Genomic DNA, 6246 nt, shown 5'->3' on the forward strand with positions numbered 1-6246 from the left:
GATGAGCACGGGGGGCCTCATCATCCGCGCCGCGGCCGCACTGCCCGGAGCGCCGACACCACCGGTCACGACTCCGCGCGACCCCGCCCGCGAGGCGGCCGAGCGCGAACTGTCCAAGCCGGTCTACCACCAGAACGAGCCCGGACTCATCGAGCGCGCCCTCGACCGGTTCTGGGAGTGGGTCGACGACCTCTTCGGCCGCGCGTCCGGGGCCACCCCGGGCGGCGGCCTCGGCCTCCTCGCCATCGCCTTGCTGATCGCCCTGGTCATCGCCGCCCTCTGGTGGCGCCTCGGCACCCCCCACAAGGCCGCGAGCGGCCCGGGCGACCTCTTCGACGACGGCACGCGCAGCGCCGCCGACCACCGCGCGGCCGCCGAGACCCACGCCGCCGCCGGCCGCTGGAGCGAGGCCGTCCAAGAACGCATGCGCGCCGTCGTCCGCTCCCTGGAGGAGCGCACCCTGCTCGACCCCCGCCCCGGCCGCACCGCCGACGAGGCCGCCGCCGAAGCCGCCGCGGCCCTGCCCGAGCACGCCGACGGCCTGCGCGCCGCGGCCCGCGCCTTCGACGACGTCACCTACGGCGCCCGCCCCGGCGACGGCGACACCTACACCCGGCTGCGCACCCTCGACCTCGCCCTGGAACGCGCCAAGCCGCTCCTGACGGGACCCGCCGCATGACCGGAACCTCCACCGCGCTCACCGGCGCCCAGGTGTGGACCCGGGCCCGCGGCTTCCTCATCGCCCTCGCCGTCCTCCTCGCCGCCGCCATCACCCTGGCCGCGCTCCAGAGCGGCGACCACCACGGCCACCTCGACCCCCGCTCCGCCGACCCCTACGGCAGCCGCGCCCTAGCCGAACTCCTGGGGGAACGCGGCGTCACCAGCGAGGTCGTCACCACCGCCCGCGAAGCCGCCGACGCCGCCGGACCCGGCACCACCCTCGTGGTCACCGCCCCCGGCCTGCTCGGCGACGGCCAACTCCGCGCCGTCCGCTCCGCCATCGACCTCTCCGGCGGCCGCACCGTCCTCGTCGCCCCCGACGACCACACCCTGGCGCGGCTCGCCCCCCGCGCCCGGACCGAAGGCAGCGCGCACCGCGACACCCTCGACCCCGACTGCGCCCTCCCCGCCGCCGACACCGCCGGCCGCGCCGCGACCGGCGGCAACCTCCGCTACGCCACCGACGCCCCCGGGGCCACCGCCTGCTACCCCAGCGACGGCGACCCCACCCTCCTCGTCCTGCCCACGGGAACCACCGGCGGCGACACCGTCCTCCTCGGCTCCGACACCGTCCTGCTCAACCGCAGCCTCGCCGAACAGGGCAACGCCTCCCTCGCCCTCCAACTCCTCGGCTCCCGCCCGAAACTCGTCTGGTACCTGCCCAGCCTCGCGGACACCGCCGCCGACGGCGACGACGCCGAGGACAAGAGCCTCCTCGAACTCGTCCCGGCCGGCTGGGGCTGGGCCCTGCTCCAGCTCCTGTTCGCCGCCCTGCTCGCCGCCCTCTGGCGCGCCCGCCGCCTCGGCCCGCTCGTCACCGAGCAACTGCCCGTCGCCATCCGCGCCTCCGAGGCCACCGAGGGCCGCGCCCGCCTCTACCGCAAGGCCGGCGCCCGCGACCGCGCCGCCACCGTGCTGCGCGCCGCCACCCGCGAACGCCTGGCCGCACTGGTCGGCGTACCGGCCCCCCGGGCACACGAACCCGAGGCCCTCGTCCCCGCCGTGGCCGTCCGCCTGCCGTCCCTCCCGGACGGGGCGCCCGACGTGACCACCCTGCTCTTCGGCCCCACCCCCGCCGACGACGCGGCACTCGTCGCGCTCGCCGACCACCTCGACGCCCTCGAAAGAGAGGTCCGCACCTCATGACGGCCACCACGGACAGCGCCCGCTCCTCCCTGGAAGCGATCCGCACCGAGATCGGCAAGGCCGTCGTCGGCCAGGACTCGGCCGTCACCGGTCTCGTCGTCGCCCTCCTGTGCCGCGGCCACGTCCTCCTCGAAGGCGTCCCCGGCGTCGCGAAGACCCTCCTCGTACGGGCCCTCGCCGCCTCCCTCGAACTCGACACCAAGCGCGTCCAGTTCACCCCCGACCTGATGCCGAGCGACGTCACCGGCTCCCTCGTCTACGACGCCCGCACCGCCGAGTTCTCCTTCCAGAACGGCCCCGTCTTCACCAACCTCCTGCTCGCCGACGAGATCAACCGCACCCCGCCCAAGACCCAGTCCTCGCTCCTCGAAGCGATGGAGGAACGCCAGGTCACCGTCGACGGCACGGCCCGCCCGCTCCCCGAACCGTTCCTCGTCGCCGCCACCATGAACCCCGTCGAGTACGAGGGCACCTACCCCCTCCCCGAAGCCCAGCTGGACCGCTTCCTCCTCAAGCTCACGGTCCCGCTGCCCTCCCGCGCGGACGAGATCGGCGTCCTGACCCGGCACGCCTCCGGCTTCAACCCGCGCGACCTGCACGCCGCGGGCCTGCGCCCCGTCGCCGGCCCCGCCGACCTCGAAGCCGCCCGCGAGGCCGTCGCGAAGGTCACCGTCTCCCCCGAGATCGCCGGATACGTCGTCGACATCTGCCGCGCCACCCGCGAATCGCCCTCCCTCACCCTGGGCGTCTCCCCGCGCGGCGCGACCGCCCTGCTGGCCACCGCCCGCGCCTGGGCCTGGCTCACCGGCCGCGACTACGTGACCCCCGACGACGTGAAGGCCCTCGCCCTGCCCACCCTGCGCCACCGCGTGCAGCTGCGCCCGGAAGCCGAGATGGAGGGCGTCACCTCCGACTCGGTCATCTCGGCGATCCTCACCCACGTCCCCGTCCCGCGCTGATGGCCCTCACAGGACGCGCCGCCCTGCTCGCGGCCCTCGGCAGCATCCCCGTCGGCATCCTCGAACCGAGCTGGACGGGGATGCTCGCCGTCAACGGCCCCCTCGCCCTGGCCTGCGCGGTCGACTACGCCCTCGCGGCGCCCGTCCGCACCCTGCGCCTGGCCCGCGCCGGCGACACCTCCGTCCGCCTCGGCGAACCGGCCGACGTCCACCTGACGTTGACCAACCCCGCCGCCCGGCCGCTCCGCGCCCGCGTCCGCGACGCCTGGCCCCCGAGCAGCTGGCCCGCCGGCACCGAACCCTCGGCGTCCCGCCACGACGTGCGCGTCCCCGCCGGCGAACGCCGCCGCCTGACGACCCGTCTGCTGCCCACCCGCCGCGGCGACCGCCGGGCCGACCGCGTCACCATCCGCTCGTACGGACCCCTCGGCCTGACGGCCCGCCAGGGCGCGCACGACGTCCCCTGGACGGTCCGCGTCCTGCCGCCCTTCACCAGCCGCAAGCACCTCCCCTCGCGCCTGGCCCGGCTCCGCGAACTCGACGGCCGCACAAGCCTCCTGACGCGCGGTGAGGGCACCGAGTTCGACAGCCTCCGCGACTACGTCCCCGGCGACGACACCCGCTCCATCGACTGGCGCGCCACGGCCCGACAGCACAAGGTCGCCGTCCGTACGTGGCGCCCCGAACGCGACCGCCACATCCTGATCTGCCTCGACACCGGCCGTACGTCAGCCGGCCGCGTCGGCGACGCGCCCCGCCTGGACTCCGCCATGGACGCCGCCCTGCTCCTGGCCGCCCTGGCCACCCGCGCCGGCGACCGCGTGGACCTCCTGGCCCACGACCGCCGCCCCCGCGCCCAGGTCCAGGGCCGCTCGGCCGCCGACACCCTGCCGGCCTTCGTCAACGCCATGGCCACCCTTGAGCCGGAGCTCGTCGAAACCGACGCCCGCAACCTCGTCTCCACCATCCTGCGCAGCGCCCCGCGCCGCTCCCTGGTCGTACTCCTGACCAGCCTGGACGCGGCCCCGATCGAGGAAGGTCTGCTCCCCCTCCTCCCCCGGCTCACCCAGCGCCACACGGTCCTGCTGGCCTCGGTCGCGGACCCGCACGTCGCCGAGATGACCCGCTCCCGCGGCGACGCGGCCGCGATCTACGAGGCCGCCGCGGGCACCCAGTCCCAAGCCCAGCGCCGCCGCACCGCCGACCAGCTCTCCCGCCACGGCGTCCACGTGGTCGACACCACCCCCGACACCCTGGCCCCGACCCTGGCCGACGCCTACCTCGCCCTCAAATCCGCCGGCCGCCTCTAGGAGCTGTCCGACTGGCTACGCTGGTCGGGCACCCACCAGAAAGACACCATGGCCGACCTCACCCCATGGTGGTGGAGGTCGTCTCCCGCACGAATTCGCTCACCGACATACGGGGACACCGTCACCGCCGGCCGCTGGACGCTCGACACCACGACCCTCAGGAGCTACCCCGCCGACTGGTAGGTCAGGCGGTAGTGCCAGGCCCACCGACCCGTAAACGCAGAAAAGCCCCGCACCAGTTACCTGGTGCGGGGCTTCCCACAATGATTGTTCGGCGGCGTCCTACTCTCCCACAGGGTCCCCCCTGCAGTACCATCGGCGCTGAAAGGCTTAGCTTCCGGGTTCGGAATGTAACCGGGCGTTTCCCTAACGCTATGACCACCGAAACACTATGAAGATATCAACCGGATGACAACACGGTCGTTACTTCAGAACTAACACAGTGGACGCGAGCAACTGAGGACAAGCCCTCGGCCTATTAGTACCAGTCAGCTCCACCCGTTACCGGGCTTCCACATCTGGCCTATCAACCCAGTCGTCTACTGGGAGCCTTACCCTCTCAAGGAGGTGGGAATACTCATCTTGAAGCAGGCTTCCCGCTTAGATGCTTTCAGCGGTTATCCCTCCCGAACGTAGCCAACCAGCCATGCCCTTGGCAGGACAACTGGCACACCAGAGGTTCGTCCGTCCCGGTCCTCTCGTACTAGGGACAGCCCTTCTCAATATTCCTACGCGCACAGCGGATAGGGACCGAACTGTCTCACGACGTTCTAAACCCAGCTCGCGTACCGCTTTAATGGGCGAACAGCCCAACCCTTGGGACCGACTCCAGCCCCAGGATGCGACGAGCCGACATCGAGGTGCCAAACCATCCCGTCGATATGGACTCTTGGGGAAGATCAGCCTGTTATCCCCGGGGTACCTTTTATCCGTTGAGCGACGGCGCTTCCACAAGCCACCGCCGGATCACTAGTCCCGACTTTCGTCCCTGCTCGACCCGTCGGTCTCACAGTCAAGCTCCCTTGTGCACTTACACTCAACACCTGATTGCCAACCAGGCTGAGGGAACCTTTGGGCGCCTCCGTTACCCTTTGGGAGGCAACCGCCCCAGTTAAACTACCCATCAGACACTGTCCCTGATCCGGATCACGGACCGAGGTTAGACATCCAGCACGACCAGAGTGGTATTTCAACGACGACTCCACAACCACTGGCGTGGCCGCTTCAAAGTCTCCCACCTATCCTACACAAGCCGAACCGAACACCAATATCAAACTGTAGTAAAGGTCCCGGGGTCTTTCCGTCCTGCTGCGCGAAACGAGCATCTTTACTCGTAGTGCAATTTCACCGGGCCTATGGTTGAGACAGTCGAGAAGTCGTTACGCCATTCGTGCAGGTCGGAACTTACCCGACAAGGAATTTCGCTACCTTAGGATGGTTATAGTTACCACCGCCGTTTACTGGCGCTTAAGTTCTCAGCTTCGCACGCCCGAAAGCGCACTAACCGGTCCCCTTAACGTTCCAGCACCGGGCAGGCGTCAGTCCGTATACATCGCCTTACGGCTTCGCACGGACCTGTGTTTTTAGTAAACAGTCGCTTCTCGCTGGTCTCTGCGGCCACCCCCAGCTCACGGAGCAAGTCCGATCACCAGTGATGGCCCCCCTTCTCCCGAAGTTACGGGGGCATTTTGCCGAGTTCCTTAACCATAGTTCACCCGAACGCCTCGGTATTCTCTACCTGACCACCTGAGTCGGTTTAGGGTACGGGCCGCCATGAAACTCGCTAGAGGCTTTTCTCGACAGCATAGGATCATCCACTTCACCACAATCGGCTCGGCATCAGGTCTCAGCCTTAATGAGGGACGGATTTGCCTACCCCTCGGCCTACACCCTTACCCCGGGACTACCACCGCCCGGGCTGGACTACCTTCCTGCGTCACCCCATCGCTTACCTACTACAAGTCTGGTTCGTCGGCTCCACCACTTTCCTTTCCCCGAAGGGTCCGGAACGGCTTCACGGACTTAGCATCGCCTGATTCGATATTGGGCGTTTCAAAGCGGGTACCGGAATATCAACCGGTTGTCCATCGACTACGCCTGTCGGCCTCGCC

The 6246-nt window shown here is 69.8% G+C and carries 4 protein-coding genes and 2 rRNA genes (1 of these 6 running past the window's edge); 4 read left to right on the forward strand and 2 right to left on the reverse strand.

Features of this window, described 5'->3' with window-relative positions; all coding sequences use genetic code 11:
• The first annotated feature begins 1 nt into the window (after nucleotide 1).
• Genes OG982_RS10640 through OG982_RS10655 form a run of 4 tightly spaced genes read left to right on the forward strand, consistent with a single transcriptional unit; the run spans nucleotide 2 to nucleotide 4135 of the window.
• Nucleotides 2-679 carry a DUF4129 domain-containing protein gene (locus OG982_RS10640; protein WP_266787853.1) on the forward strand — a complete coding sequence of 226 codons (678 nt, stop codon included), beginning with the start codon at nucleotides 2-4 and terminating at the stop codon, nucleotides 677-679.
• The gene (locus tag OG982_RS10645) at nucleotides 676-1866 is read left to right on the forward strand and encodes a DUF4350 domain-containing protein (protein ID WP_266948402.1); all 1191 of its coding nucleotides are present in this window, start codon (nucleotides 676-678) and stop codon (nucleotides 1864-1866) included. The genes OG982_RS10640 and OG982_RS10645 overlap by 4 nt, the downstream gene beginning before the upstream one ends.
• On the forward strand, nucleotides 1863-2825 hold the full coding sequence (locus OG982_RS10650; protein WP_266787851.1) for a MoxR family ATPase: 963 nt from the start codon (nucleotides 1863-1865) through the stop codon (nucleotides 2823-2825). Before OG982_RS10645 ends, OG982_RS10650 begins: the two co-directional genes overlap by 4 nt.
• Nucleotides 2825-4135 (forward strand): DUF58 domain-containing protein, encoded by a 1311-nt coding sequence (locus OG982_RS10655; protein WP_266787850.1) that lies wholly within the window; start codon nucleotides 2825-2827, stop codon nucleotides 4133-4135. Before OG982_RS10650 ends, OG982_RS10655 begins: the two co-directional genes overlap by 1 nt.
• A gap of 269 nt (nucleotides 4136-4404) precedes the next feature.
• Here the strand turns inward: OG982_RS10655 and rrf are convergent.
• Together rrf and OG982_RS10665 are read right to left on the reverse strand one after the other, a co-directional pair.
• Nucleotides 4405-4521 (reverse strand): 5S ribosomal RNA (gene rrf / locus OG982_RS10660).
• Between the two features lie 72 nt (nucleotides 4522-4593).
• Nucleotides 4594-6246 (reverse strand): 23S ribosomal RNA (locus tag OG982_RS10665); it runs 1470 nt beyond the window's last position.

Source organism: Streptomyces sp. NBC_01551, from assembly GCF_026339935.1.
Taxonomy (GTDB): Bacteria; Actinomycetota; Actinomycetes; order Streptomycetales; family Streptomycetaceae; genus Streptomyces.

Coding starts and splice junctions, on each gene's coding strand:
- OG982_RS10650 (WP_266787851.1), top strand. CDS start 1,863: ATGACGGCCACCACGGACAGCGCCCGCTCCTCCCTGGAAGCGATCCGC.
- OG982_RS10645 (WP_266948402.1), top strand. CDS start 676: ATGACCGGAACCTCCACCGCGCTCACCGGCGCCCAGGTGTGGACCCGG.
- OG982_RS10655 (WP_266787850.1), top strand. CDS start 2,825: ATGGCCCTCACAGGACGCGCCGCCCTGCTCGCGGCCCTCGGCAGCATC.
- OG982_RS10640 (WP_266787853.1), top strand. CDS start 2: ATGAGCACGGGGGGCCTCATCATCCGCGCCGCGGCCGCACTGCCCGGA.